We start from the raw sequence: 25,964 nt of genomic DNA on the forward strand, positions 1-25,964 counted from the left end.
CAATTACCGGAACGGCTTGCTCAGAAACCGCGACCCGCCTCCCCAAAACGCCACGGCAGCTCCACCGCCTTGGAGATGCCGATGCGCGGCCCCACGGCCAGCGCCATCGGCCCGGCGGGCGGCAGCAGCGCGAACGGCGGCGCCGTCAGCGCCAGCCCGTTGTGCGCGCGCGTCACCGCCATCGCCTGGCACAGCTTGCCCGGCCCGGAGCACAGCATGCGCACATCCTCGCCGCCGCGCCGCACCCGCATCGCGTCCAGCCCCGCCAGCGGCTCGATGGCCCGTATCAGCACCCCGGCCCCGTGTCCCGGCTCCCGGCACACGAAATTCAGACACCAGTGGATGCCGTGCGACAGATACACATAAGCATGCCCCGGCGGCCCGAACATGGAGGCGTTGCGCGCGCTCGGCCCGTTGTAGGTGTGCGCAGCCGGCTCGCTCATATCATAGGCCTCGGTTTCCACGATGCGCCCGCCCACGCCGTTCACCAGCACCGTCACACCGATGAGCTGCGGCGCCACCTCGTGCGAAGGTGCGTTAAAATCTATCCCGGCTATGAAAGTAGTCATATCGGCAATGGTAGCGCGCCATGCTCAAGCCGCGAGCGCGGTGGCCGCCCGCCGTTCCCGACCAGATTGATGATGCGGGTGCTGTTGATCCAGCAGTTGTTCAATCTCAGCGACTAGCAGATGGAGTTCCAGTTGCTCGACCGCCTGATCTTCCAGCCAGTGCCAGCGAAAGCATCTTCAACGCGGCCAATCGTCAGTTGGCCAAACACAGGCACGTACGCGCGGTGGCCAGATAAATGACGCGAGCTTCGTGCAAGTCTCCCCGAAGCAATCGATGGGCAAGGACGAGAAAGTCCTCATGAAAGTCCTGCTTTGGCTAAAAGCTGTCTGCCAGTGTCGACAAGCGGATGAGGTCGCGCGCATGTCTGCTCGTACAATCCAATTATTATTGATATAACAATATTAGACTAGGGGCCGAGACCAGTGGGGATAGCCCCACAATGCCTGCGCAACGGCTCTTGCGACACTACGAGAAACGGGGAGCGTCCGTCGACCAGTACACCCATGCGCTATCCAAGTAACTCTGCGGGGCACGCACACTATCGTCGTTGCGTAGTACGGCAGTATTACCGCAGCAACGCAGAAACTGCCTCATTGCTCGCGTTATAAACAGTTTGGATACGCGGTGTCAACGCAGGCGTGCGATCAAGAGGCACTCTGCATAATTCGTTACTTCCATAGCACGAGCTAACGAACAAAAAACTCTCACAATGCAACATCCCAGTTATTTTTCTCTACTCGCATCCGCCCACCACCTATGTAACAATAACAATCCAAATTTTTTCAAAAATATCACTAAAATAACTTGACTCATATAATTTCCACCAATATGATTCAAAAAGGCAATGTTGCCATTTTAAAATTAATGTGAACTATGAAGCGCTTGACTGGTTTGGTGTTCCTGTTCTTTTCCGCTCTGGCTGGAAGCTATGCATTTGCAGACAATGGCGGTACGCTTTCACCAGAGATGCAATGTTTGGTAGACTGCATGGATAGCGGCCCCTACACTTTGCAAGGTTGCGTACGCATCTGCAAACTATAAGATTTTACGTGGCCGCAAGGGGACCACTTGCGGCTTTACAGATTTCCTATTGCGCAGCACTATCAAAATTATTAAATCTTTTTTAAATTTCAAAAAAGATAAGCAATTCATTTACTCCTACTATCATTAACGCGAAAGCCAATGAATTGATAAAAAAAACTAATAAATTAATTCTAAATTTTGCCGTCATTTTTTTGACGGTAGTCGTAGCCGTTGCGCTAGGTGCACTGTTACCAAAAATTGTGTATGAAGCACGAAAATCTTTTTCTAGCCGCAGTTATGCAGAACATGTTACCGGACTCCCCCACAGTTTAACTCTTTACGGAACTACGACTTGCGCTCACTGCGCAAATGCGCGAAAATTCTTGAATGAGGCAGGAATCCCCTTTAACGATCTTTTAATTGATCAATCTAAAACCGCAGAAATCTCCTATAACAAACTTGAAGAAAAATATGTGCCAATTCTCGTATCAAGAACTGGCTTGGTTGTAGGATTTGATGCGGAGAAATACAAGAAATTGAGTTACCCTGGGAAATAATTTAATATAAGATTTTTAAAACACTATGAAACAATTTAAAATTGCTTTTGCTGCAATATTTTTTTTAAAACTGACTATAGTCTACGCCCAGACCGCAACACCGCCGGCAGAGTGCCATCGTCGCTGCACTACTCTTGCCTTTGAAGAACCAGAATACACCAACGAGAAATTCAAAGCCAAGTTGAAAGCAATACAAGAGAGAAAAAAGGGCGAGACCAATCCGGAAAAACTGAAGGAACTGGAAGATATAGAAAAGAGTGAGATGGACGACCTGAAGGACTCGCTTGATCGCATGTGCAGGAAAATATGCAAGTACTGAGGTTTGGGCTTAAAAGCAAGATTGCTATTCACCTTGAGAAATACGGTTATTTATTGTTTTTTATCGTCTTGCCGGCTTATGCGGAAGAAGTTGAAAAGACTGCAGCCGTACCTGCCCAAGTTGTCGTCACGGGCGGGCTATCGGATTTAGAGGCATCACGCGATTTCGTCGCGGGCAAGATCTTGATAGGGAAGAAGCGTATCGCTGAAAGCGGGGCACGGAACGTCGCAGAGATCTTGCGGCGGGAGCCGGCAATCACTGTTGGTAAAAACGGCCAGTTGGGCCTGCTCGGACTACCCGGATATACGCAAGTTCTGATTGATGGTCTGCCGCCTCAGGGGGCAGACCCATTCGGTCTGGATCTGGTTCATGTAGAGAATATCGAAATTATCAAGTCGGCCACTGCGGCAACCGGACCGTTTGGCATTGCCGGAACGATCAACATCGTTCGCCGCAAGGCTGAGAGGAAGACGTTTATGCAGTTACGTGCTGACACCCTCTTCAGCGAAGGCAAGCATGGTGTAGACCTATCCTGGTCCAGCAATCGAGCCGCCGAGGACAGCCCTCTGATCTACAACTTGGCATTGAGCGCGGGACAACGAAACACCCCCAACCATGTGGAATACGCGCAGGTTTTGCGCCAGGCTAACGATCAACGCGAGACCCGGCTGAGCGGAGTGCGCAGCGGCGAAGATCGCCTTGACACCCTCATCATCAGCGGCGAGCTTTCGTGGAGCCTGAGTCCGGACCACAAACTTAGCTTTTCTCCGGACGCAGGCCGGGTTCAAAGTGTCAGCAGCAGCTCGGAAAGCCGCCGCTGGGATGGTGCGCAACTCCAGACTCTAGAGCAAAGGAATCGGCAGCCCTTCACCAGCCTCTCGCTTCCCCTGCAATGGAACTGGAAAGTCAATGCCGAGAGCCGTCTTAAATTGCGCCTCAATACAGGCTGGAATTCCATTGGCATCGACAACACACTGCTTGATGCGCGCGATGGAAGCGGCCGGCATATAGTGCAGAAAAGTGAGCAACGAGACGCCCGCAACCATTTTGTGGATCTTGACTACTACACGGAATATCCGGGTGGACATGAAGTTGCGACTGGTATCAAGCTGGCGCGCAATCGCCGCAGCACAGATTACGCGGACCTTGTTGATGGGCTGCCGGACAATAGCCTGAATTTGCTTGGCAATCAAATTTCTACCCTGTCAACTCGCTACCAGGCATTCATCCAGGATGATTGGCGCATTAACCGGAGCTGGGCGGCTGGCGCCGGACTGTCCACAGAATATCGCACCTACAAGACGCAAGAAGGCGCCGTTCACGACGAAAGCGATTTCATCATCTGGTCGCCAACCCTGCACGTTTCGCACCGGATAAACGGAGACCGCAAGCGCCAGGTCAGACTATCGCTTGCCCGGACCTTCCAAGCGCCCAACGTTGAGCAGATGCTGCTGCGTCCCCACATCAATGCCTTGGCACAGTGCTACGGATCTCAGCGATGCGGTGCAAACACTCCGGAGACAAATGATTCCTCAGGAAATCCCAATTTGCGTCCTGAACGTGCATTCGGGGCCAACCTGTCTTACACCCATGGCATTGGCAAGAGTAGCGAGGCGGTGATCGAATTATATTCGCGCACGATTCTGGACAAAATCAGTACCGAGCTTGCCTTGGAAAACGTGGTTTGGGCCAGCGTCCCGAGGTACGTATCGCGCCCCCGCAACATCGGCAGCGCAGAAGTGATTGGCGTCAATTTGGAAGGCCGGCTGGGCGCACGCGACTTGTGGCTGGACGCGCCTAACCTGGAGCTTCTGGGCAGCCTTGGATTTGCCCACTCCGAATTGACGGCGATACCCGCCCCGGACAACCGACTATCAGGCCAGTCCCCGTGGCGCGCGAAAGTCGCCTTGACATATACGTCGGTGAAATGGCCGCTCAAGCTGAACATGGACGCCAACTGGCTTCCTGCTGATTGGACGCGCAAGAGCCTGGCTGAACGTGTCTACCAGGGCAAACAATTCACGCTCAATGCCAACACCAGCTGGAGTCTGGGACCAGGCACGCGGCTAAAGGTCAATCTTGAGAACCTGCTCCAGCAGGATTCGAGCCGCATTGATGAATACACCGGCGCGCAACAATCACTGCTACGCCGCGCCAGTAGCTCTGCGTTCCGGCGCGTCGTCGTCGGTATCGATATGTCGCTTTGATACGCTTACCGGAACGGCTTGCTCAAAAACCGCGACCCCGCCTCCCCAAAGCGCCACGGCAGCTCCACCGCCTTGGAGATGCCGATGCGCGGCCCCACGGCCAGCGCCATCGGCCCGGCGGGCGGCAGCAGCGCGAACGGCGGCGCCGTCAGCGCCAGCCCGTTGTGCGCGCGCGTCACCGCCATCGCCTGGCACAGCTTGCCCGGCCCGGAGCACAGCATGCGCACATCCTCGCCGCCGCGCCGCACCCGCATCGCGTCCAGCCCCGCCAGCGGCTCGATGGCCCGTATCAGCACCCCGGCCCCGTGTCCCGGCTCCCGGCACACGAAATTCAGACACCAGTGGATGCCGTGCGACAGATACACATAAGCATGCCCCGGCGGCCCGAACATGGAGGCGTTGCGCGCGCTCGGCCCGTTGTAGGTGTGCGCAGCCGGCTCGCTCATATCATAGGCCTCGGTTTCCACGATGCGCCCGCCCACGCCGTTCACCAGCACCGTCACGCCGATCAGCTGCGGCGCCACCTCGTGCGAAGGTGCGTTAAAATCTATCCCGGCTATGAAAGTAGTCATATCGGCAATGGTAGCGCGCCACGCGGTGCTCAACTGCCAATATTTCAATGTAACAGCCCGCATTTACATTTTTTTCTTGGAATTTTGCGCTATAGCAACGCGGAACAAGCGATAATCGAAGATCCACGCCGACCCGCCTTTGTCCTAAACATCATGACCTCAGTTGCAGCCCCCGCCCCGGTAATCGAAACGACGGTAGAAGACGCGCTGCTGCGCTCCATCCGCATACCGCCGCGCCCCAGCCTGCTGGTCGACCTGCAACGGGAACTGGCCGAGGCGGACCCGTCGCCGCGCCGCATCGCCCGCATTATCGGCAACGACGTGGGCATGTCGGGCGCGCTGCTGAAGCTGGCCAACTCGCCCTACTTCGGCGCCGCGCGCAAGGCCAAGTCGGTCGAGCAGGCCATCAACTTCCTCGGCATCAACCAGTGCGCCGCGCTGCTGACCGGGCTGCTGGCGCGCCAGGCCATCGACGGCAAGGACGGCAACCTGGACAGCTTCTGGGAAGTCTCGGCGCGCCGCGCGCAGGCGCTGGTGTTCACCTCGCGCAAGCTGCGCATCGCCCCGCCGGACATCGCCCACACCTTCGGCCTGTTCTGCGACATCGGCGTGCCGCTGCTGATGGCGCGCTTCCCCGACTACAAAGACACTTTCGCCCTGGCCAGCCAGGACGCCGAGCGCAAGTTCACCGCCATCGAAGACGCCCGCCACAGCACCAACCACGCCGCCATCGGCTGCCTGCTGGCGCGCAACTGGGGCCTGTCGCCGGACGTGTCCTGGGCCATCCTGCACCACCACGACTACGCCGTCATGACGGACGACGCCACCGACGACGCGGTGCGCTCGCTGGTGGCGCTGTCGGTGCTGGCAGACAAGGGCATCCAGCGCTTCCACGGCAACAGCGGCTCGCTGGAATGGGACAAGGGCGGCGAGATCGCCTGCGCCCACCTCGGCCTGTCCGAAGACGAAGCCGCCGACCTGCTCGACGAGCTGCACGAAACCTTCCACATCGAACACTAAACACGCCTTTCGCGCACACATGCCTAAAAATAAGCGCCCCGCCCCCCGCAAGAACAGCACGCCCCCCGAAGACAAAGAAGAATTCCTGGCCGAGGCGCTGTGCGCCGCCGCCCTGGAACTGGCCGAACAGGAAGACAGCGAGCAGCTGAGCGCCGAGCTGCGCCAGAAGGCCGCCGAGTTCCCGCGCCAGGTGCGCAAATACGTGCAGCAGAAGAAGGACGAGCTGCTCTACAGCGCCATCGAACTGGCCCGCTTCGAGGACGTGGACGCCTACCGCCTGCTGCGCGACACGGTGGAGGAAGCGGCCGGCACCGTGCTGGTGCGGCGCGAAGGCCAGCCCGACGTCGAGATCAACGCCTTTGCCATCCCGGTGTTCGTGCGCAGCACGGGCGGCCTGGCGCAGGCGCAGGAATTCCAGGACGAGGCGGCCTTCGAGGCGCTGCTGCAGAGCTTCACCAAGGGCGGCCTGGAAAGCCCCAAGGCCAAGGTGGTGCTGGTGCAGCACGCCTACGACCTGGACGAGATCGACCGCGTCAGCTACAGCCAGCTCAACGCCATGGTGCGCGAAGCCACCACGTCCATGACGGACAAGAAAATGCACGCTGCGCCCGCGCTCGAGCGCAGCATGGGCGGCTGGGCCGCCACCGCCTTCGGCGCGGACGACACGGCGCTGGAGCTGCGCTTCCTGCTGGGCTTTGCCATGAAGCGCGCCGACGACCCGTTCTACCTGGCGCCGGAAGGCGAGCAGGAACAGGACGACTACTACGCCGCGCGCATGGAGCGCTACCGCCAGTGGACGGTGGACGCCGCGCCGCTGGTGCAGCGCTGCCTGGCCGGCGCGCGTCCGCTGGAGCTGAACTTCCTGTACCAGGACCTGTTCTACGGCGCCAAGGAACAGGCGCAGTCCGAATACGCGCTGCTGGACACCATGGCCAAGCTGGGCCGGGCGCTGGAAGCGCATCCCGGCGCCAGCGCCGTGATCGCCCCGGCCGACGTGCGCGGCAGCATGGTGCTGCGCGTAAACCTGTACAGCGCGCCCGGCGCGGCGCCGCTGCTGTCCTGCGACCAGCCGATCGACCTCGGCTGCGACCTGCAGCTGGAAGTGGACAATATCGCCGACGCGCTGGCCACCATAGGCCTGCAGGCGGTGTCCGTGGCACAGCGTTTCGACGCCCAGGGCCAGCCGGTGGACGCCCAGCCGCTGGGCTGATCCGCCCTGCGCGGCCATGACGCGCCGCCGCATAATTGCTGTTTGACAGTCACAATGCAGCCGAGGATACTTGTTTCATGGAGGTGTGCCATGAAACGCTTTGCTGCCCTGTTCCTGTCCGTGCTGCTTGCCGGCTGCGCCTCCCTGGCGCCGCCGCCCCCGCCTCCGCAGCTGTTCCACGACCAGCTATTCGGCCAGCCCGACGCCGATATCGGCCCCGACCAGATTTTCGCCCTCACGGACGAGATGAAGAAATATGCGCACTCGCTGATCAACTCGCGCGCCAAGCGCGAGCCGCAGCTGGTGCTGTTCGATGCGCTGTACAAGCGCGACCTGCTGCAGCTGGAATACGACTCCACCATGACGCGCAACGCCGCGCAGACCTTCGCGGCGCGGCAAGGCAACTGCCTGTCGCTGGTGGTGATGACGGCGGCCATGGCGCGCGAGATGGATATGACGGTGCAGTTCCAGGCCGTCACGACCGAGGAATCCTGGAGCCGCAGCGGCAATCTGTATTTCGCCAGCGGCCACGTCAACCTGGTGCTGGGCAAGCCGCGCATGCTGGACGTGCAAAGCGTGGAACCCAACCAGTACATGGTGGTGGACTTCGAGCCGCCCGCCGACACCAGGAACCTGGTGACGAAGGAAATATCGGAACGGCGCATTATTTCCATGTTCATGAACAACCGCGCCGCCGAATCGCTGTCGCGCCGCGAACTGAACCGGGCCTACTGGTGGGCGCGCAAGGCGGCCGAGGCCGACCCCACTTTCTTCAGTCCCTACAACACGCTGGCCATCGTCTACCAGCACCACGGCAACCTGCAGCAGGCCGAAGCGGCGCTGCGCTACGCCCATGTGCTGCAGCCCAATAACACCGTCGCCATGTTCAACCTGGTCCAGGTGCTCGACGGCCTGGGCCGCCCGCTCGAAGCGGCCGCCATGCGCGAAGAGCTGGCGCGGCTGGAACCCTATCCGCCCTTCCATTTCTTCAATCTTGGCCAGCAGGCCATGAAAGAAGGCGACTATAAAAAGGCGCGCAAGCTGTTCGCGCGCGAAGTGGACCGCGCCCCCTACTACCACGAGTTCCACTTCTGGCTGGCGGTGGCGTCCTATCAGCTGGGCGACCTGGCCACGGCCGACAAGCACATGAAGCTGGCGCGCGACAACAGCACCACGCGCAACGACCACGAGCTGTATGCGGCCAAGCTGGACAAGCTGCGCTTCCAGGAACGCCAGCGCAACGCCTATTCAAATTGACAAGGCAGGTCAGGGGCGGGTTACACTGTCTGGCTTAGTCCAGACCACGTAAACGCCCATGACCGCATTGCGCTCCCCCCTCTCCGCCCTGGCCCTCGGCCTGCTGCTGGCTTTCGGCAGTGCAGCCGCCGCTCCTGCGCCGGCCGCCGCCCCCGACGAATACTCGGTGCGCGAGCACTACACCAAATACGAATACCGCATCCCCATGCGCGACGGCGTGCGCCTGTTCACCGCCGTCTACGTGCCCAAGGACACGTCCAAACGCTATCCCTTCCTGGTGCAGCGCACGCCCTACAGCGCCGGAGTGACCGTGGACGAGAAGCTGCGCTACGGCGTGGACTTCTACCCCAAGCACGTGGGGCCGTCGCGCGAGTTCGAGACCAGCGGCTATATCTTCGTCAAGCAGGACGTGCGCGGCCGCTTCATGTCCGAAGGCAAATGGCAGGAGATGACGCCGCACGTCAATCCCGGCCGCAAGCCGGGCGAAGGCAATGAGAGCCAGGACATGCACGACACCGTGGAATGGCTGCTGAAGAACGTCCCCAACAACAACGGCAAGGTCGGCATCCACGGCATTTCGTATCCGGGCTTCTACACCTCGGCCAGCATCATCGATTCGCACCCGGCCATCAAGGCCGCCTCGCCGCAGGCGCCGGTGACGGACCTGTACATGAACGACGACTCCTACCACGGCGGCGCCTTCATGCTGGCCGCCAATTTCGACTTCTACGCCGCCTTCACCGAGGAACCGAACCCCACGCCGCTGCCGGCCACCTGGACCGATTTCGACTACGGCGGCAGCGACAGCTACGACTTCTTCCTCAAGCACCGCACGCTGGAAAAAATCGGCGCCACCATGACGGACAAGCAGCGCGCGCTGTTCTGGCCGAACGTGGAGCACAGCACCTACGACGCCTTCTGGCAAAGCCGCAATATCGCGCCGCACCTGAAGAATGTGCGCGCCGCCGTGCTCACCGTCGGCGGCTGGTTCGACGCGGAAGACCCGCAAGGCCCGTTCACCACCTACCAGTCCATCAAGCGCAACAACCCGGCCATCTACAACGGCCTGGTGATCGGACCGTGGGTGCATGGCGGCTGGGCGGCCGACGAGGGCAAGCGCCTGGGCCATGTGCGCTTCGACGCCAAGACCTCGGAATACTACCGCCAGCAGATCCTGCTGCCCTTCTTCGAGCAGCACCTGAAGGACGAAAAAGGCCCGGCCCCGGCCAATGTGCGCGTGTTCGAAACCGGCAGCAATGTGTGGCGCAGCTACAGCGCCTGGCCGCCGCAGCAGGCCAAGGCGCGCACGCTGTACTTCGGCGCCAACGGCACGCTGGGCTGGCAGCAGCCGGCCGCCGCCACCGGCGCGGGCTACGACGAATATGTGAGCGATCCGGCCAAGCCGGTGCCGTATATCGGCTACCCGGCCACCGGCGTGCCCAAGGAATACATGGTGTCGGACCAGCGCTTCGCCGCCTCGCGGCCGGACGTGCTGGTGTACCGCAGCGACGTGCTGGAGGAGGATGTGACGGTGGCGGGCACGGTGTCGCCCAAGCTGTTCGTGTCCACCAGCGGCACCGACGCGGACTGGGTGGTGAAGCTGATCGACGTGTATCCGGACGACTATCCGAAGCAGGAGGCGGGCAAGGACGAGGAGCACGACGTGGGGCCGCCGCAGGTGAATATGGCCGGCTACCAGCAGCTGGTGCGCGGCAATCCGCTGCGCGGAAAGTTCCGCCGCAGTTTTGAAAAGGCAGAGCCTTTCGTACCGGGGAAAGTGGAAGCGCTGGACTACAGCATCGGCGAAGTGAACCACACCTTCCGGCGCGGCCACCGCATCATGGTGCAGGTGCAGAGTTCATGGTTCCCGCTGGTGGACCTGAACCCGCAAACCTTCATGGAGATTCCGCGCGCGAAGCCGGAGGACTTCAAGAAAGGCACGCAGCGCGTCTACCACGCGCCAGGCATGGCGTCGGGTATCGCGCTGCAGGTAATGCCGTAACAGGGCGTTACGGTGAAGCTTGGCGGCTTAGCGGCGGCGCGGAAAGCTCTGCGTCGGCGCCGGGCCACGTTTTTCGATATGGCGGAAAATAATACGGCCCTTGGTCAGGTCGTACGGCGACAGTTCCAGCGTCACCTTGTCACCCGCCAGAATGCGGATGTGGTTCTTTTGCATTTTGCCCGAGGTGTAGGCGATCAGCTTGTGGCCGTTGTCCAGGTCCACGCGGAAACGCAGTTCCGGCAGCGCTTCGGACACCACGCCACTCATTTCGATCAGTTCTTCTTTAGCCATGCATTTACTCCTGTGTGGGCGCTGCTGCGCCAATTCGGGGACCAACGGGGGGAGGACGGGAGGTAGGAAAAAAAAAGCCCGCTTGCTGCGGGCTTCGTTTCAATGTATTGCCAATAATGCTACAATCGCTGCTTGGCCCGTGCTATCTGCGCGGTGCCGGAGCTTCGGACGCCCATGCTATCTGCATAGTGCCTCCAATGTGTAAACCGACTATCGTATCTTGAACTACAATCCCCTCCGGCCTGATGAGCTTCACTGCTTTACACATGCGGCACCGGCTGTCCCGTAGGGGGCGGCGGGGTTCAGAACTCCACCGAAGACACGAGTGTATCACACATTTGTGCGGCGCACAAAACTATTTCTCAGAAAAAATCATGGATCCCTCCAGCACCACCGAACTGCCCTTCCGGGCCACCACCGCCGAAGCCTGCGCCTGGCTGGCGCAGCAGACCGCCACCCCATGGACGCTGGCGCGGCTGATCGGGCACGGACTCACGCCCTACGTGTGGCTGGACTACGACGCCGCCTACCCCGAGCTGTTCGGCGACGCCAACGGCGGCTACGCCGCGCCGATCTTCTACGAAGGCGACGCGCAGCGCCTGGCGGCCGGCAGCGAGGACGTGCTCATCACCATCACCAAGGACGCCTACAAAATCGTCACGCGGCTGCCGGAGCCGGGCTTCCGCCGCGCCTTGCACGAACTGCGCTTCCTGAAGAAGGAAGTGGAGAAGCTGGCCGGGCGTATCAAGCACGAGGCCGAGGAAGCGGCCAAGCCGCCCAAGGTGGAGAGCGCGCGCGAATCGCAGTTCGGCATTCCCAAGGCCGAGGTGCTGGCCGCGTTCGGGCGCCTGGCCAAGCTGGATATGGACAAGGCGCTGGACGGCGCCATCGGCATCTTCGGCGACGACGGCGCGCGCGTGAAAGCCAGCGCCAGGAAGTCCAAGCGCAACGCCGTGTGGAACCCGGTCACGCTGGCGCTCGGCCTGCACGACGTGTACGGCGTGCCGATCGGCTCCCTGAAGCGCGCCTTCAAATCGCACGACTTCCTGTACGACTGGAGCGGCGACTGGGAACAGTCACTGGCCTTGCTGGGCAAGTAGGCGGCGCAGCTGGGCGGCCTGGTAGGCGCCGAAGGTATCGCTGAACAGGCAGCGTATCAGGGGGTCGTCGACCGCGTCCGCCTCCGCCAGGTCCTGCTCGGTGGCGGCATCGAACACGGCGTCGTTGATGCGCATATACATGGACGTCAGCGATTCGCCCAGCTCCAGCGCGGCGTACAGCTTGGCCGCCGGGATCTCCGTGGTCCAGCCCAGCGGCCCCGCGCTGCCGCCGGCCAGGGCCGCGCCGTCCGCCTGCAGCCGGTAGCGGAACTGCGCGCACTGGCCATCATGCCCGTAGACCGATAGCTGCCAGATGCGCGGCTGATCAAAGTATTCGGACGACGCTTCCACATCGCCGTATTTTTCCAGCAGCCCCACCCGGCAGTAATCCATCACCCGCGCGTGCTGCTCCGCCGTGAGCGGCGCGAAATGGCGCGCGATGTCGGCCGTGGCGGGCGGCGCGGCGTTGCCTTCATACTGGTAGTCCACGTCCTGCTCGCCCATCGGCGCAATCCACGGCAGCGGCGGCGCGGCCGTCAGCGAGGCCGCGTCCAGCAGCACGGACACCGAAGGATTGAGCCGCACCACCTGCGCCTGCGGCAGCGCCTCGCCCACCTCCCGCGTGAACTGGCGGTAGCTGATGGGGAAGAAGGCGCGGTTGTACCAGGACCAGGGCTCCTGCAGGAACTGGCAGGAACTCGGCACCACGTAGCGCGGGTTGAGCACCTTCAGCTGCGCGATCCACTCCTCGGGCAGCTCCGGCGGCGCGGCGCTGCTGCGCGACGGCTGCAGGACTTCGATCTCGCGCATGGTCTGGAACGGCCACAGCACCATGTCCCACGGGCCTTCCTGCGCCAGCTGGGCCAGCGTGGTCTCGTCTATCCACGAGTCGACCACGTTGAGCACATTCATGCCGGCCGCCTTCACCTGGAACATGGAATCCACATCCGCATCCATCGCCTCGCGCGGCACCACCTCGAACGGGCCGATGTGCACCGGCACGTTCAGCCGCAGCTGCTGCACATTGGTGAAGCCGAGCTGGCGCACCATGTCGAACAGCTCGTCGAAGATGCAGTAGATGTACAGCGGCGTGGCGCGGTCCAGCAGGTCCAGGCTCTCCAGCGAACAGTGGTCGTCGTGGAAGTGCGAGATGAACACGGCGGCGAATTTCTGGCGCCGGATCTGCTCGTGGTCGAAGCGCACGTCCGGGAAGGCGTGGCAGTTGCGGCTGAAGGGATTCTCGAAGATGGTGTCGAACGCGATCTGCGCGCCCTCGCACTCGAACACATAGCCCGCGTGCAGTATTCTCGAAATTTTCAGCATGCCACCCTCCTCAGTTGGCGGCATTCTACAGCCTCGCGCACCGCACAAAACCGCTTGACGCCGAATTCTTGCGCGCCTATATTAACCCTTATGGGTGAATATAAAACAAATCAGCTAGATGAACTGTTCGCGGCAGTGTCCGACGGCACGCGGCGCGCCATCCTGGCGCGGCTGGCGCAGTCCGACGCGCGCGTGACGGAGCTGGCGAGCGCATTTCCGATTTCGCTTAATTCCACCTCCAAGCACATCCGCATCCTCGAACGCGCAGGACTGGTCACGCGCAGGGTGCAGGGCCGCGAGCATGTGCTGTCGCTGAACGCCGCACCGATGGCGGAAGCCGCCGAGTGGATGGCGTTCTACCGCCGCTTCTGGGAAGGCCGCCTGGCCGCGCTGGAAGACTTTGTACTCAAAAAACGCAGCACCGACAAACCCGGGAGCACGCAATGAACCAAGCAGACAGCAGCACCATCGTGGTCAAACGCACCATCGCCGCCACCGTCGACGAGCTGTTCGACGCCTGGCTGGACCCGGACAGCCTCGCGCAATGGATGCATCCCGGCACAACCGCGCTGAGCACCGCCAGCGTGGATGCGCGCGTGGGCGGCGCCTTCGAGGTGCTGATGCACTACCCGGACAAGCCCCTGCGCCACCATGGCGTGTACCGCCAGATCGAGCGCAACCGGAAACTCAGCTTCACCTGGATTTCCGACGCCACGCAGCACAGCGAAACGCTGGTGACGGTGGAGTTCAACGTCGCCAGCGCCGGCACCGAGATCGTGCTCACGCACGAGCGCCTGCCCGGCCAGGTGGCCTGCGCCGAACATACGCAGGGATGGACGCTGGCGTTCGAACTGCTTGCTGACCTGGCCGCCAAGCCGCTGGTCCTCGTCACCTTCGACTGGGTGCCCGAAATGCCGAGGGGCTTCGTGCGCGACATCCGCGTGCGCTGGGCGCTGGAAGAGGCAGGGCTGCCCTACCGCGTGCAGAGCGTGCCCTTCAGCGACAGGAATGCCGATCACTTCTCGCACCAGCCCTTCGGCCAGGTACCGTGGCTGACCGACGGCGACCTCTCCATCTTCGAAACCGGCGCCATCCTGCTGCACCTGGGCGAACGCAGCGAGGCGCTGCTGCCGGCCGGCCCGCGCGGCCGCGCCGAGACCCTGGAGTGGCTGTTCGCCGCCCTCAATTCGGTCGAGATGGCCAGCCTGCCGTGGTCCCTCCTGCAATTCTCGGGCAACAATGACGGCACGCCGGGCTGGAACATGATGGACAGCTTCCTCAAGAAATCCCGGCTCGCGCACCTTGAGCCGCTGCTGGCCAAGCGCGAATGGCTGGCCGGCCCCTTCTCCATCGCCGACATCGTGATGGCCGACGTGCTGCGCCTGGTGGACCGTTTCGACGGCCTGGCCGACTATCCCGCCTGCCGCGCCTACGTCGCCCGCGCCACCGCCCGCCCCGCTTTCCTCAAAGCCCACGCGGACCAGATGGCGCATTTCGCGGCAGCGGATTAGCCCTGGCTTGCAGCTGGCACTTGCATGGTTGGACTCCTTGAAAAAGGGCTGCGATCCTTGTTAGTACAACTCAGAGCAACAGTTTCCAATGCTCCAGCTTTTGTACCAGCGTTAGCGAAGCATGGGCGGGCGACGTCGAGGGCAACACCAACGTGCGGTAGCCTTCGGCGGCAAACTGCGGCGCGAACTTGCCTGAAGTCTGGCCGTTGAAGCCGACCGTTTCCAGCAATGGGCACAGCTCGCGCAGCCGGGCGAAGTCGTTGGCGGCGGGCTTACGGATGGCGGAATCCAGGCTGCCTTCGCGCTCGCAGGCGCCCAATACATCCCACAGGCCGAAACCGTGCGCCAGCAGGCGCGGCAGGCGCTTGGCGTATGGCAGCCCGGCCAGATCCTCCCCCGTCAGCGCCGACAGGATGGGCCACAGCGCGTTGCGCGGGTGGGCGTAGTATTGCTGCGCCGCCAGCGAGGCGGCGCCCGGGAAACTCCCCAGTATCAGGATGCGCGTGCGGACGTCGATTACCGGGGCCAAGCCGGCCAGCGCCAGGGTTTCTTGTTTGTTCGTCATGACGTCTTGTGAGGGCGGGCTTACAGTGTAGAATCGAACGGTAGTACTGAACAATAACAATGCTGGAGATTCTGAGCATGAGTGAACCGCGTCCCATCGATGTCCTGCTGGCCAAGTATAGCGAAAGCCATCTGAACCACACCAACGAGATCATCCATTTCGTGTGCGTGCCCGCCATCGTGTTTTCCCTGCTGGGCCTGATCTGGAGCCTGCAACCCATGGCGGCGCTGGGCGTGGTGCTGCTGTCGCTGGCGTATTATGTGCGCCTGTCCATCCCCTTCGCCGCCGGCATGCTGGTGATGTCGCTGCTGATGCTGGGCGTGCTGTCGGTGCTGCCGCCGCCGGCCATCCTGCCGCTGTCGGTCGCCATCTTCGTGCTGGCCTGGGCCGGCCAGTTCATCGGCCACAAGATCGAGGGCAAAAAACCGTCCTTTTTCGACGATGTGCGCTTCCTGCTGATCGGCCCGCTGTTCGTGCTGGGCTTCCTGTACCGCCGCCTGAAATTGGCTTACTGACGCTATCCGCCGAGCAAGATGGTGCGAAAATCCGTATACTGCGCGGATGTCCTCGCCTATCCTCTTTGCCATCGCCTGCCTGATCTGGGGTTCTACCTTCTGGGCTATCACCTTGCAGCTGGGCGACGTCGCCCCGGCCGTTTCCATTGTTTACCGCTTCGGCCTGGCCTCGGCCACGCTGTTCGCCTGGTGCCTGCTGCGCGGCGACCGCCTGCGCATGCCGTGGAAGGTGCAGCGCTGGATGCTGCTGCAGGGCGTGGCCACCTTCGCCATCAGCTATGTGTGCACCTACACGTCGGAACAGTATTTGGTGTCCGCACTGGTGGCCGTGCTGTTCGTGCTGATGGTGTTCTGGACCCCGATCTGCAACCGCTTCATGTTCGGCACGCCGCTCACCTGGCGCATGTGGAGCGCGGCGGCGGTGTCGATCTGCGGCGTGATCCTGCTGTTCTATGACGCCATCCACCACGCCTGGAAAGACATCCTGTCCGGCGGCAGCGGCCACTTCCTGCTGGGCCTCGCGCTCGCGCTGTGCGCCACCATGGCCAGCACCATCGGCAACGTGGTGGTGGTGAAGGTGCGCGAGGAGTCCTCGAACGTATTCCTGACCATGGCCTGGGCCATGTTCTGGGGCACCCTGGCGGTGGCCTGCTGGGCGCTGCTCAACGGCCAGGAATTCCGCCTGCCGTCGCGCCCCAGCTACTGGGCCGGCCTGGTCTACCTGTCCGTGTTCGGCTCCGTGATCGCCTTCGGCGCCTATTTCACGCTGATCCACCGCATCGGTTCGCAAAAGGCGGTGTATATCGGCGTGGTGACGCCGGTGATCTCGGTGCTGCTGTCGATCCAGCTGGAGCACTACCGGCCCGGTGCCATGGAGTGGTTCGGCATGGTATTGTGCTTGTCCAGCGTGGTGTGGGCATTGAAGGCGCCCGCATCGTCCGTCAAATCCGCAAAATCCGTCCCTTTAGAAAACCAACTTGAAGCGCAATGAACTCTACTAGCCTGTCCATCCGCCCCGCCCTGCCTGAAGACGTGAATGCCATTTTCGGCATGATTTTTGAGCTGGCGGTGTTTGAAAAACTGGAGCACATGGTGGTGGCCAACGAGGCCAAGCTGCATGAGAGCCTGTTCGGCGACCATCCCGCCGCCGAGGCGATCGTAGGCGTGGAAAACGGCGAAGTGGTGACCTTCGCCCTGTTCTTCCATAACTTCTCCACCTTCCTGTGCCAGAAGGGCTTGTACCTGGAAGACTTGTACGTAAAGCAGAATTGCCGTGGCAAGGGCTATGGCAAGCAGATGCTGGTGGCGCTGGCGCAGCTGGCGGTGGAACGCAAGTGCGGCCGCTTCGAGTGGTCGGTGCTGGACTGGAACGAGAACGCGATCAAGTTCTACCAGGGCATGGGCGCTACCGTGATGCCGGACTGGCGCATCTGCCGCGTGACCGGCGACGCGCTGTCGCAGCTGGCCACGGATTGATTATCGGCCGGCCCGGCCCGCCGGCGCCGCCCAGCGTTCCAGCAGTTCAAACAGGCCTTGCGTCAGCAGGGCCAGCACAGCGGCGGGCAGCGCGCCCGCCAGCAGCATGTCGTTGTCGTTCAGCGCCAGGCCGATGGTGATGCGTTCGCCGTAGCCGCCTGCGCCGATGAAGGCCGCTATCGTGGCCGTGCCCACGCTCATCACCGCAGCCGTCTTCACGCCCGCCAGTATCACCGGCATGGCCAGCGGCAATTCCACATGCACCAGCTGGTGCCATCCTCTCAATCCCAATCCTTGCGCCGCCAGTTTCAGGCCGGGCGGAACCTGGCCTATGCCGGTGCAGGTGTTGCGCACGATGGGCAGCAAGGCGTACACGAACAGCGCCACCAGGGCTGGCGCCGTGCCTATGCTGCCCAGCAGCGGGATCATCATGGCCAGCAGGGCCAGCGAGGGGATGGTCTGCAGCACGCCGGTCAGCGCGAGCACTGTCTGGCGCAGGCGCGGCACGTAGGCGGCCAGCACGCCTAGCGGCACGCCCACGGCGCAGGCCAGCGCCACCGCCAGCAGCACCAGGGTGATGTGCTGGCGCGTGAGCGTCCACAGGCTGGCGTCGAAGATTTTCGCGAGCAGGCCGGGGCGCGCGGCTGGAGCCGGTGTCGCGGCGGCGGCGGCGGCGGCTGGCGCGGATGCGCGGGAGCTGGCCTGGGCTGCGAGCCAGGCGGCAGCGACCGAGGTGAAGTTCTTGCCCTCGACTTCGGCGGCGGCGTTCATGGCGATCATGCCGGCGGCGGAGATGCGGCCTTCGAGCTGCTGGATGGCGCGCCAGGCGGCGGGGAAGCGCTGCGCGGCGTCCAGGCGGTAGAGCAGCACGGCGTCGTAGCGGGGGAAGTAGCCTTTGTCGTCCTCCAGAACACGCAGGCCGTATTGGCCGATCTTGGCGTCCGTGGAGTAGATGTCGATCACGTCCACCTGCTTCTGCGCCAGCGCTTCGTAGGCGACGCCGTGATCCAGCCCCATCGGCTTCTGCGCCAGGCCGTAGCGCTGGGCGAGCCCGGGCCACCCGTCGGCGCGGCCGATGAATTCGTGCGACAGGCCGAACTTGTAGCCGCCCTGCCCCGCCAGCGCGCTCAGTGTGCGCGCGCCGCCGTCTCCGCGCGTGGCCAGCGCGTACGTGTTGTTGAAGCCCAGCGGCACCGCCACGCCCAGCCCCATCGGCGCCAGTTCGCGCCGCAGCTGCTCCAGTGGCGCAGGCGTGCTGCGCTTCAGGATTTCGAACGCGATGGTGCCCGTGTATTCGGGGTAGACGTCAATCGACCCAGCCTTGAGCGCGGCCAGCACAATCGCTGTGTTGCCCAGCCCCTGCTTGTGTTCCGCCCTGGCGTGCGGCGCGGCGGTCTGCAGCAGTATTTCTCCGAGGATGTAGGATTCGGTGAAACGCTTGGAGCCTATGCGCAGAACGCCGTCATCCGCCGCAGCCAGCGGCGGCGCGGCGAGCAGCGCAACGGCGAGCGAGAAAGCCAGCGGAAACGCGCCGGCCAAGCGCAGGAGCGCGCGCAGGCGGGCTTGCAGATAAGCCCGCAAATCAGGCGCCCGCGCGCATCATCGGCGCTTTCAGGGCCTGGCTCAGCGTTTCATAGCTTTCGGCCAGGTGGGCTCTCGCCTCGTTGCTGAGGGAGCCGGAACCAGTGTGGTTGCCAAATAAGGCGCCGCGTATATCGCGCTGCAGCGCCAGCGCCTGCTGCCGCTGCAGGCTGCGCGCGTCGGCCCGCGTACCGGGCGAAACGCGCAGCAGCGACGAGGCCACCCGCTTCAGGTGTTCGCGCTGCAGATTGCGCCGCATGCTGTTGATGTCCTTGCCGGTTTTGAGCTCGCTCCACACCGCCGACTGCACCGTGGTGTACAGCTCGTCCAGCGCCAGCGCCTTCTTCGGCTTGTCCACCTTTTCCTGCGAATCGAGCAGGCGGCCGGCCACCGGGTCCGACATCAGCTGGTCCAGCGCGGCCGATTGCAGCGACAGCACATAGCTGCCCACGGAAACGTCCGGCTTGAAACGCGCCATCAGCTGGTCGCCGCCCAGGCGGCTCACCATGTCCGGCGCGAACTTGAAGCTGTCGGCGCGGAACAGGTTGTTGGTCAGCAGCTTGAGCGCGGCGCGCTGGCGCTCCACAGACACCGGCGTGAACGTGGCGCGGCCGGTTCCCGCGTGGTCGCGCAGGTGCGTGACGCCGCCCACGTATTTCACCACCACCGGCATCACGCGCGCGAACTGCGAGAAGCCGTGTTCAAAGCTGCGGCGCAGCGACTCGTAGCTTTCGCCCGGCTTCAGGCGGCGGGTCTGCACGCGGTCCCACAGCTCGCGCGACATGGCCAGCCGGCGCTGGAAGTAGGCCAGCGGATCGTCGCCCAGGTCGAAGACATTCACGCCGGGGTCGGACACGCCTCCATACGCTTCCTGGTCGGTGCCGAACGCCAGTTGCGGTTCATTGGAGCGGCTGGCGATGCGCGCCAGTTCGTCCTTCTCCTGTTCCGGCGCGATAGGCTTGTAGGCGTATTCGATGGCCCAATAGTCGTATGGCCCCAGCACGGAGGTGACGTATTCGCCCTGCTGCTCGCCCTTCACGGCCAGGTTGAAGGGCGTATAGTCCATGACGGAGCCTGTCATGCCGTTCTTGGCGGTGAAGGCCTTGTCCTGCAGCTGCTTCAGGCTGTAGATGGTGGACGAGCGGAAGTTGTGCCGCAGGCCCAGCGTGTGGCCCACCTCGTGCATGATGATGGAGCGCACATAGGCTTGCGCCAGCGCCTCGGCTTGCGGGCTGTCCATTTCGAATTCGCCGCGCGCTTCCATCAGATCCATCGCGAAGCCCATTTCCTGTGCCGACGCCATGCCGTAGTCGCAGCGCGCTTCATTGTGTTCCAGGCCTAACTGCTCGGCGCCGAAGCGCGTGTCCTCGCTGGCCATGCGGCGCGCGCTGCGGGCGAAGGAATCGCTCATGCCGATGTCGGCATCGAGGATCTCGCCGCTGCGCGGGTCCACCTGGCTGGGGCCGATGGCGAAGCCCGCGTCCACGCCCGCATACCAGCGCACGGAAGCATGGCGCGCATCCATCGTGTCGAAGGTGTCCGTGGCTTCCTGCTGCCTGACCACGATGGCGTCCTTGAAGCCGATGCGCTCGAAGGCCGCGTTCCAGGCCAGCACGCCCTGCTTCACCGACTCGCGGTACTTCACGGGGATGTTCTTGTCCAGCCAGTAGACGATGGGCTGTTTGGGTTCGGACAGGGCCAGCGCCGGGTCCTTCTTCTCCAGGCGCCAGCGGTTCACCGCATGGCTGGTCTGCTCGGGCTTGAGGTCGTCCGTGAAATCGAAGCTGGTGCTGACGAAATGGCCGATGCGGTCATCCGCCGCGCGGGCCGGCATGGGCTGCTCGGGCAGCGGCATGAAGCTGTAGTAGAAGCCGAGGAACATGCTGCGCGGGTCCGGCAGCGTGAACGGCGGCGGCGCAAAGATCGCGGTGGGCAGGGCCACCAGCGGCGTGGCGGCCACGCGCGGCACAAAGTAGTGCGCGTTCACGTGCAGGCCGGTCATGCCGTCGTCGCTGCGGATGTTGCCGAAGCTGCTGTTGCGCGGGTCCAGCGTGTAGGCCATGCGGAAGGCCGATTCCAGACGGGTACTGTAGCCTGGAATGTCGGCGAACAGCAGCGCGTTCGCTTCCACCAGCACGCCCTTGCCTTGCGGGTTGGGCGCGCTGGCCACCGGCGCGGCGCTCAGCAGGCTGTCCGAGAAGCCCTGCGCCACGGCCAGCGCCTGCGGCGTGCCCAGCTTGGCGCGGTAGGTGGTGTTCAGGGCGATGAGCTGCACCAGGCTGCCGATCTTGCGGAACATGACGACCGCGCTGCGCGTCATCTGGCCGCCGTAGACACCGCGCTCGCCTATGCCGCTGGCCGTGTTGACGGACATGAAGAAGGGCTGGTCGAACTGCTCGGGCTTCAGCTCCAGCCAGACCTTCTCGTCCTTCTGGTACAGCGCGAAGAAGCCCGGCAGGCGCTGCGCGCCCTTGATGATTTCAGCGAAGGGCTTGGGGGCGGCGGCGTCCGGCCGGGGCGCGCCCGGCGCGGCGGCGGGCACGGTCGGTTGCGCGGGCGTGGTGGCCACCAGCGGCACATCGGGGACCGGCGGGGTTTGTGCGTAAGCGTGGGTGCTCAGGGCCAGCAGGACGGCAAGGCGGATCGGTCGCATGATGTGTGTGCCAATGGCGCAGATGGGATTGCATTAATGTACACGATCGGCAAAGTCCGGAAGGAAATTTACCGGCGGCGCATTGGCGGGTTACGCTACGCTAACCCGCCCTACGGAATGCCAATTCGACCACAAGCATACGCAATCGTAGGGCGGGTTAGCGGAACGCGTAACCCGCCAGAGCCGCCTGCGGCAAACGCCACACACCGCCATTGACCACGCCCCGGCACGGGTTGTAGCCAAAGGAATAGGACAAATCCGCAGGGCGCGCAATATCCCACAGCGCGAAATCCGCGCGCTTGCCCACTTCCAGCGTCCCGATCTCATCCTGCCGCCCCAGCGCGCGGGCGGCATGCACGGTGCAACCCGCCAGCGCTTCGAGCGGCGTCAACCGCCACAGCGTGCAGACCATATTCATCGCCAGCAGCAAGGACGTCATCGGCGACGTCCCGGGATTGTTGTCTGTAGCGACGGCCATCGGCACACCCGCCGCGCGCAATTCGGCCACGGGCGGCGGCACGGTGTCGCGCAGGAAGTAGTAAGCGCCCGGCAGCAGCACCGCCACCGTGCCGCCCTGCTTCATGGCGGCGATGCCTTCCGCGCTCAGGCGCTCAAGGTGGTCGGCGGACAAGCCGCCGTAATGCGCCACCAGCTCCGCGCCGCGCATGTCCGACAGCTGCTCGGCGTGCAGCTTGACCGGCAGGCCCAGCGCAGCGGCGGTGCGGAACACGCGCGCGGTCTGCTCGAGGTTGAAACCTATGCATTCGCAGAAGGCGTCCACCGCGTCCACCAGCCCCTGTTCGGCCAGCACCGGCATCATGGCGCAGACTGCGTCCACGTAGTCGTCCGCGCGGCCGGCGAATTCCGGCGGTACCGCGTGCGCGCCGAGGAAAGTGGTGGCCACGTTCACCGGCAGCAGCTCGCCCACGCGGCGCGCCACGCGCAGCATTTTCGCTTCCGATTCCAGCGTCAGCCCATAGCCGGATTTGATCTCCAGCGTGGTCACGCCCTCGGCCAGCAGGCTGGCGATGCGCGGCAGGCTTTGCGCATACAGTTCCTCGTCCGATGCGGCGCGCGTGGCGCGCACGGTGGACATGATGCCGCCGCCGGCCTTGGAAATATCCTCGTAGCTGGCGCCGTTCAGCCGGGCCTCGAATTCGTCGCTGCGGTTGCCCGCATGGACGATGTGCGTGTGGCAGTCGATCAGGCCGGGCGTGAGCCAGTGGCCGCCGCAGTCATGCACCGCTGCCGCAGTGCCTGCAGCGGCCGCATCGTCCGCCGCGCCCAGCCAGGCGATGCGCCCGTCCTTCACGGCGACGGCGCCGCAGCGCAGTTCGCCGTACCCCTCAACCATCGTGGCCAGATGCACGTTGGTGTACAACACGTCCCAGGCAGCGCTCATTTACTCGTCTTCTTCGTCATTGGGGATGATGTCGACGATGAACACCGTGGCGCTTGCCGCCTCCAGCGTCCACACGTCCTCGGTGCTCAGCACCACCGCGTCGTAGCGCACCATGGCTACGCGCTCGTCGGCGCTGATGATGGCCAGGCTTTCGCCTTCGGCCAGGAACACGATGGTGGTGGCGCTGCGCCGCTCCAGCGTGGAGAAACCGCGCACCACGCGCCGCTCCAGCTGGTGGCTGCAGCGCGCGCGCCGCGTCATCACGTTAAAGTCGGTGGTCGGGGCGTCGCCCACGGTCGCTGATACGGCAAGTTCGCCCGGGAAGGCCACCACCGGCTCGCGCTCGCTAAGCGCCACCTTGCGCTCGTTGCCCACGTCCAGCACCACGCACGGCCCGCTCACCAGCGTCAGCGTGCGGTCGATGCCGGGGAAGAGCGAGAACGGCCCGCTGTGCGCGATCGTCGCCAGGCTGATGCGCCAGTCGAAGTTGTCGAAGGTGGCGCCGTTGGGCGCGATGGCGATCTCGGTGGTGCTGCCGCCGCCGTTCTTCCATGGCGTGGCGTGCAGGCTTGCGTACTGTATCAGCTTGCTCATTACCGGAACTCCCGCAGTTCGGCCAGCGTCTGTTTGAAACGCGCGGCGATGGCCTGTTGCGCCGCGTGCTTCTGCTCGCGCACCACCCACTGGCCGCCAGCCAATACATGCTTCACCAGATTGTCGTTACCGCTGAATACCAGCGTGCCGAGGACTTCATCCACCGCCACGCCGTACAGATTGGGGTGGCCGTCGTCGAGCACGACGATGTCCGCCCGCTTGCCCGCCTCCAGCGCGCCCACCGCGCGCCCCGCCGCCTGCGCCCCGCCTTGCAGGGCCGACTGCCACAGGAAGTCGCCCACGTTGCGCTGCGTGGCCGACACCGCGATATTGCGGCGCTGCTGCATCAGGCGCTGGCCGTATTCCAGCCAGCGCAGTTCTTCCACGGCGCTCTGCGAAATATGGCTGTCGCTGCCGATGCCGAATCGCCCGCCGTGCGCCAGGAAGGGCTCCAGCGGAAACAGGCCGTCGCCCAGGTTGGCCTCGGTGGTCGGGCACAGGCCCGCCACGGCGCCGCTCCGGGCGATGGACTGCACTTCGCCGTCCACCAGATGGGTGGCGTGCACCAGGCACCAGCGGCTGTCCACCTGCACCTCATCATACAGGTATTGCACCGGGCGCCTGCCGCTGAATTCCAGCGACTGCCGCACTTCGCCCTGCTGCTCGGCGATATGGATGTGCACCGGGCGATTGTGCGGCAAGCTGGCCAGCACTTCCTTGATCTGGGACACGGAAGCGGCGCGCAGCGAATGCGGCGCCACGCCCACTTCGGTCTGCGCGTCGCGCAGGGTTTCCAGCCCGCCGATAATCTTCAGCACATCCTGCGCGTCCGTCTTGAAGCGCTGCTGCTCGGGCTTGAGCGGCTCGCTGCCGAAGCCGGCGTAGCTGTACAGCACCGGCAGCATGGTCATGCCGATGCCGGCCAGCCTGGCGCCTGCGATCACGCGCTCCGCCGTTTCGGCCGGGTTGGCGTACATGGCGCCGTCCGGCGCGCGCTGCACGTAGTGGAATTCGCACACCGAGGTGTAGCCGTGGCGCAGGCATTCGCTGAACAGCTGCGCGGCGATGGCTTCCATGTGCTCGGGCGTAATGTTGCGGGCAAAGCGGTACATGAGGTCGCGCCAGGTCCAGAAGCTGTCTGCGACGTTGCCGGCTGCGTCGCCGGCCTTCTCGGTCAGGCCGCCCAGGGCGCGCTGGAAGCTGTGCGAGTGCAGGTTGACCATGCCGGGAATGGCGTATTCAGCCAGTTCCACGCCGGCCGGGTGCAGGGCCTTGGGCGTGACATCGATCAGCTCGCCGCCCGCGTCCCACTGCAGCAGCACGTCCTGCGCCCAGCCGGACGGCAGCAAGGCGTTGCGGGCGAACAGCGCGCTGGCGGCTGCCCCGGATGCGGACGCGCCGCTCATTGCCCCTCCCCGCTTGCCCACGCCGCAGCGGCCTGCGTGAGCCGGCGCAGCAGCGGCTGCACTTGTTCAGCCAGGTCGGGACGGTAGCCGTAGGGCGCCGCCTCGTCCATATACGTGGACTGGCACATCTCCAGCTGGATCGCGTGCACGTTCTGCGCCGGCTTGCCGTAGTGGCGCGTGATGTGGCCACCCTTGAAGCGGCCGTTCACGGCCACGGTGTAGCCGCCGTGCGCCAGCGCCAGCGAGGCGATGGCGTCCGTCATGCCGGGCGCGCAGGAGGCGCCGTCGGCGGTGCCGAAGTTCAGGTCCGGCAGCTTGCCTTCAAAGAAGCGCGGCACCACGGAGGCGATGGAATGAGCGTCCCACAGCACCACGCGGCCGTGGATGGCCAGCAGCCGGTCCAGTTCCGCGCGCAGCTGGCCGTGGTAAGGCTGCCAGTACAGCGTCAGGCGGCGCTGCACTTCCGCCTCATCCGGCGCGCCGCCCTCGGGATACAAGGGCGCGCGGCCGAAGGTGTCCACCGGGCACAGGCCTGTGGTGTCCTGTCCCGGATACAGATTGGTGTTCTCGGGCGGACGGTTCAGATCGATCACATAGCGCGACCAGCGCGCCGACAGCGTGGACGCCCCCATCTCGCGCAGGAAACCGTACAGCTGCACCAGGTGCCAGTCGGTATCGGTCCTGACCGCAGCGGCGGGCGCGAAGCTGGCCGCGATATCGTCCGGGATGTCGGTGCCCACGTGCGGCATCGACACCAGCAAGGGCAGGCTGCCTGCCGTGAATTGATAGTCCATCTGATCGTCCTCCGCG

Annotated in this window: 24 protein-coding genes; 13 read left to right on the plus strand and 11 right to left on the minus strand. The window is 63.8% G+C overall.

Features of this window, described 5'->3' with window-relative positions; genetic code table 11:
* Window positions 1–20 precede the first annotated feature (20 nt).
* Complete coding sequence (locus KT882_RS28195; RefSeq protein WP_321170306.1) at window positions 21–569, minus strand: DNA-3-methyladenine glycosylase; 549 nt, start codon at window positions 567–569, stop codon at window positions 21–23.
* Between the two features lie 1,188 nt (window positions 570–1,757).
* On the opposite strand from KT882_RS28195, the gene KT882_RS28200 reads away from it, so the two are divergent.
* Genes KT882_RS28200 through KT882_RS28210 form a run of 3 tightly spaced genes read left to right on the plus strand, consistent with a single transcriptional unit; the run spans window position 1,758 to window position 4,676 of the window.
* The gene (locus tag KT882_RS28200; RefSeq protein ID WP_228893862.1) at window positions 1,758–2,150 is read left to right on the plus strand and encodes a glutaredoxin family protein; all 393 of its coding nucleotides are present in this window, start codon (window positions 1,758–1,760) and stop codon (window positions 2,148–2,150) included.
* A 25-nt stretch (window positions 2,151–2,175) separates the two neighbouring features.
* Window positions 2,176–2,469, plus strand: coding sequence for a hypothetical protein (locus KT882_RS28205; RefSeq protein ID WP_228893863.1), 294 nt, complete (start codon window positions 2,176–2,178; stop codon window positions 2,467–2,469).
* Window positions 2,457–4,676 (plus strand): TonB-dependent receptor plug domain-containing protein, encoded by a 2,220-nt coding sequence (locus tag KT882_RS28210; protein WP_228893864.1) that lies wholly within the window; start codon window positions 2,457–2,459, stop codon window positions 4,674–4,676. The genes KT882_RS28205 and KT882_RS28210 overlap by 13 nt, the downstream gene beginning before the upstream one ends.
* 5 nt (window positions 4,677–4,681) lie before the next feature.
* On the opposite strand, the gene KT882_RS28215 is transcribed toward KT882_RS28210, so the two are convergent.
* Window positions 4,682–5,248: a DNA-3-methyladenine glycosylase gene (locus KT882_RS28215; RefSeq protein WP_228893865.1), complete on the minus strand. Its 567-nt coding sequence runs from the start codon at window positions 5,246–5,248 to the stop codon at window positions 4,682–4,684.
* 153 nt (window positions 5,249–5,401) lie between these two features.
* Here KT882_RS28215 and KT882_RS28220 point away from each other — a divergent pair, with 153 nt between their 5' ends.
* The 4 genes from KT882_RS28220 to KT882_RS28235 all read left to right on the plus strand — a co-directional run bounded on the left by KT882_RS28220 (window position 5,402) and on the right by KT882_RS28235 (window position 10,737).
* Window positions 5,402–6,268 (plus strand): HDOD domain-containing protein, encoded by an 867-nt coding sequence (locus KT882_RS28220; protein ID WP_161072827.1) that lies wholly within the window; start codon window positions 5,402–5,404, stop codon window positions 6,266–6,268.
* A 19-nt stretch (window positions 6,269–6,287) separates the two neighbouring features.
* Entirely contained in the window at window positions 6,288–7,478 is a 1,191-nt protein-coding gene (locus tag KT882_RS28225; RefSeq protein ID WP_228893866.1) for a DUF2863 family protein, read from the plus strand.
* Between the two features lie 90 nt (window positions 7,479–7,568).
* Entirely contained in the window at window positions 7,569–8,735 is a 1,167-nt protein-coding gene (locus KT882_RS28230) for a tetratricopeptide repeat protein (protein WP_161072829.1), read from the plus strand.
* A gap of 58 nt (window positions 8,736–8,793) precedes the next feature.
* Window positions 8,794–10,737: a CocE/NonD family hydrolase gene (locus tag KT882_RS28235; protein ID WP_228893867.1), complete on the plus strand. Its 1,944-nt coding sequence runs from the start codon at window positions 8,794–8,796 to the stop codon at window positions 10,735–10,737.
* Window positions 10,738–10,764: 27 nt separating this feature from the next.
* Here the strand turns inward: KT882_RS28235 and infA are convergent, their stop codons facing one another.
* Complete coding sequence (infA, locus tag KT882_RS28240) at window positions 10,765–11,028, minus strand: translation initiation factor IF-1 (protein WP_161072831.1); 264 nt, start codon at window positions 11,026–11,028, stop codon at window positions 10,765–10,767.
* 374 nt (window positions 11,029–11,402) lie between these two features.
* Here infA and KT882_RS28245 point away from each other — a divergent pair, with 374 nt between their 5' ends.
* Window positions 11,403–12,128 (plus strand): hypothetical protein, encoded by a 726-nt coding sequence (locus tag KT882_RS28245; protein ID WP_228893868.1) that lies wholly within the window; start codon window positions 11,403–11,405, stop codon window positions 12,126–12,128.
* Here KT882_RS28245 and KT882_RS28250 read toward each other — a convergent pair.
* Entirely contained in the window at window positions 12,105–13,451 is a 1,347-nt protein-coding gene (locus KT882_RS28250; protein WP_161072833.1) for an MBL fold metallo-hydrolase, read from the minus strand. The genes KT882_RS28245 and KT882_RS28250 overlap by 24 nt on opposite strands.
* A 90-nt stretch (window positions 13,452–13,541) precedes the next feature.
* Here KT882_RS28250 and KT882_RS28255 point away from each other — a divergent pair, with 90 nt between their 5' ends.
* Both KT882_RS28255 and KT882_RS28260 read left to right on the plus strand, forming a co-directional pair.
* Window positions 13,542–13,898: an ArsR/SmtB family transcription factor gene (locus tag KT882_RS28255; RefSeq protein ID WP_161072834.1), complete on the plus strand. Its 357-nt coding sequence runs from the start codon at window positions 13,542–13,544 to the stop codon at window positions 13,896–13,898.
* Window positions 13,895–14,962 (plus strand): SRPBCC domain-containing protein, encoded by a 1,068-nt coding sequence (locus KT882_RS28260; RefSeq protein ID WP_161072835.1) that lies wholly within the window; start codon window positions 13,895–13,897, stop codon window positions 14,960–14,962. Before KT882_RS28255 ends, KT882_RS28260 begins: the two co-directional genes overlap by 4 nt.
* Before the next feature lie 70 nt (window positions 14,963–15,032).
* On the opposite strand, the gene KT882_RS28265 is transcribed toward KT882_RS28260, so the two are convergent.
* Complete coding sequence (locus KT882_RS28265; RefSeq protein ID WP_161072836.1) at window positions 15,033–15,527, minus strand: DNA-deoxyinosine glycosylase; 495 nt, start codon at window positions 15,525–15,527, stop codon at window positions 15,033–15,035.
* Between the two features lie 77 nt (window positions 15,528–15,604).
* On the opposite strand from KT882_RS28265, the gene KT882_RS28270 reads away from it, so the two are divergent.
* Genes KT882_RS28270 through KT882_RS28280 form a run of 3 tightly spaced genes read left to right on the plus strand, consistent with a single transcriptional unit; the run spans window position 15,605 to window position 17,518 of the window.
* Window positions 15,605–16,042 (plus strand): Mpo1 family 2-hydroxy fatty acid dioxygenase, encoded by a 438-nt coding sequence (locus KT882_RS28270; RefSeq protein WP_228893869.1) that lies wholly within the window; start codon window positions 15,605–15,607, stop codon window positions 16,040–16,042.
* Window positions 16,043–16,088: 46 nt separating this feature from the next.
* Window positions 16,089–17,033, plus strand: a complete 945-nt coding sequence (locus KT882_RS28275; protein WP_228893870.1) for a DMT family transporter — start codon at window positions 16,089–16,091, stop codon at window positions 17,031–17,033.
* Window positions 17,030–17,518, plus strand: coding sequence for a GNAT family N-acetyltransferase (locus tag KT882_RS28280; RefSeq protein WP_161072839.1), 489 nt, complete (start codon window positions 17,030–17,032; stop codon window positions 17,516–17,518). Before KT882_RS28275 ends, KT882_RS28280 begins: the two co-directional genes overlap by 4 nt.
* On the opposite strand, the gene KT882_RS28285 is transcribed toward KT882_RS28280, so the two are convergent.
* From KT882_RS28285 to hutG, 6 genes are all read right to left on the minus strand, one after another.
* Complete coding sequence (locus KT882_RS28285; protein ID WP_228896779.1) at window positions 17,519–19,015, minus strand: glycine betaine ABC transporter substrate-binding protein; 1,497 nt, start codon at window positions 19,013–19,015, stop codon at window positions 17,519–17,521.
* A gap of 85 nt (window positions 19,016–19,100) precedes the next feature.
* On the minus strand, window positions 19,101–21,752 hold the full coding sequence (locus KT882_RS28290) for a zinc-dependent metalloprotease (protein WP_228893871.1): 2,652 nt from the start codon (window positions 21,750–21,752) through the stop codon (window positions 19,101–19,103).
* Between the two features lie 157 nt (window positions 21,753–21,909).
* Window positions 21,910–23,154: an imidazolonepropionase gene (gene hutI / locus KT882_RS28295; RefSeq protein WP_228893872.1), complete on the minus strand. Its 1,245-nt coding sequence runs from the start codon at window positions 23,152–23,154 to the stop codon at window positions 21,910–21,912.
* On the minus strand, window positions 23,155–23,748 hold the full coding sequence (locus KT882_RS28300; RefSeq protein WP_161072842.1) for a HutD/Ves family protein: 594 nt from the start codon (window positions 23,746–23,748) through the stop codon (window positions 23,155–23,157).
* Window positions 23,748–25,154, minus strand: a complete 1,407-nt coding sequence (locus KT882_RS28305; RefSeq protein ID WP_161072843.1) for a formimidoylglutamate deiminase — start codon at window positions 25,152–25,154, stop codon at window positions 23,748–23,750. The genes KT882_RS28300 and KT882_RS28305 overlap by 1 nt, the downstream gene beginning before the upstream one ends.
* On the minus strand, window positions 25,151–25,948 hold the full coding sequence (gene hutG, locus KT882_RS28310; protein WP_161072844.1) for an N-formylglutamate deformylase: 798 nt from the start codon (window positions 25,946–25,948) through the stop codon (window positions 25,151–25,153). The genes KT882_RS28305 and hutG overlap by 4 nt, the downstream gene beginning before the upstream one ends.
* Window positions 25,949–25,964 lie beyond the last annotated feature (16 nt).

Source organism: Pseudoduganella aquatica (assembly GCF_020865585.1).
Lineage (GTDB): Bacteria > Pseudomonadota > Gammaproteobacteria > Burkholderiales > Burkholderiaceae_D > Rugamonas > Rugamonas aquatica_A.

Bases quoted from the DNA above. Each gene is read 5' to 3' on its own strand.
- KT882_RS28275 (WP_228893870.1), top strand. From the start codon at position 16,089: ATGTCCTCGCCTATCCTCTTTGCCATCGCCTGCCTGATCTGGGGTTCT.
- KT882_RS28260 (WP_161072835.1), top strand. From the start codon at position 13,895: ATGAACCAAGCAGACAGCAGCACCATCGTGGTCAAACGCACCATCGCC.
- KT882_RS28225 (WP_228893866.1), top strand. From the start codon at position 6,288: ATGCCTAAAAATAAGCGCCCCGCCCCCCGCAAGAACAGCACGCCCCCC.
- KT882_RS28195 (WP_321170306.1), bottom strand. From the start codon at position 569: ATGACTACTTTCATAGCCGGGATAGATTTTAACGCACCTTCGCACGAG.
- KT882_RS28305 (WP_161072843.1), bottom strand. From the start codon at position 25,154: ATGAGCGGCGCGTCCGCATCCGGGGCAGCCGCCAGCGCGCTGTTCGCC.
- KT882_RS28210 (WP_228893864.1), top strand. From the start codon at position 2,457: ATGCAAGTACTGAGGTTTGGGCTTAAAAGCAAGATTGCTATTCACCTT.
- KT882_RS28300 (WP_161072842.1), bottom strand. From the start codon at position 23,748: ATGAGCAAGCTGATACAGTACGCAAGCCTGCACGCCACGCCATGGAAG.
- hutI (WP_228893872.1), bottom strand. From the start codon at position 23,154: ATGAGCGCTGCCTGGGACGTGTTGTACACCAACGTGCATCTGGCCACG.
- KT882_RS28235 (WP_228893867.1), top strand. From the start codon at position 8,794: ATGACCGCATTGCGCTCCCCCCTCTCCGCCCTGGCCCTCGGCCTGCTG.
- KT882_RS28245 (WP_228893868.1), top strand. From the start codon at position 11,403: ATGGATCCCTCCAGCACCACCGAACTGCCCTTCCGGGCCACCACCGCC.
- KT882_RS28215 (WP_228893865.1), bottom strand. From the start codon at position 5,248: ATGACTACTTTCATAGCCGGGATAGATTTTAACGCACCTTCGCACGAG.
- KT882_RS28205 (WP_228893863.1), top strand. From the start codon at position 2,176: ATGAAACAATTTAAAATTGCTTTTGCTGCAATATTTTTTTTAAAACTG.
- KT882_RS28220 (WP_161072827.1), top strand. From the start codon at position 5,402: ATGACCTCAGTTGCAGCCCCCGCCCCGGTAATCGAAACGACGGTAGAA.
- KT882_RS28290 (WP_228893871.1), bottom strand. From the start codon at position 21,752: ATGCGACCGATCCGCCTTGCCGTCCTGCTGGCCCTGAGCACCCACGCT.
- KT882_RS28265 (WP_161072836.1), bottom strand. From the start codon at position 15,527: ATGACGAACAAACAAGAAACCCTGGCGCTGGCCGGCTTGGCCCCGGTA.
- KT882_RS28280 (WP_161072839.1), top strand. From the start codon at position 17,030: ATGAACTCTACTAGCCTGTCCATCCGCCCCGCCCTGCCTGAAGACGTG.
- KT882_RS28255 (WP_161072834.1), top strand. From the start codon at position 13,542: ATGGGTGAATATAAAACAAATCAGCTAGATGAACTGTTCGCGGCAGTG.
- KT882_RS28270 (WP_228893869.1), top strand. From the start codon at position 15,605: ATGAGTGAACCGCGTCCCATCGATGTCCTGCTGGCCAAGTATAGCGAA.
- KT882_RS28250 (WP_161072833.1), bottom strand. From the start codon at position 13,451: ATGCTGAAAATTTCGAGAATACTGCACGCGGGCTATGTGTTCGAGTGC.
- infA (WP_161072831.1), bottom strand. From the start codon at position 11,028: ATGGCTAAAGAAGAACTGATCGAAATGAGTGGCGTGGTGTCCGAAGCG.
- hutG (WP_161072844.1), bottom strand. From the start codon at position 25,948: ATGGACTATCAATTCACGGCAGGCAGCCTGCCCTTGCTGGTGTCGATG.
- KT882_RS28230 (WP_161072829.1), top strand. From the start codon at position 7,569: ATGAAACGCTTTGCTGCCCTGTTCCTGTCCGTGCTGCTTGCCGGCTGC.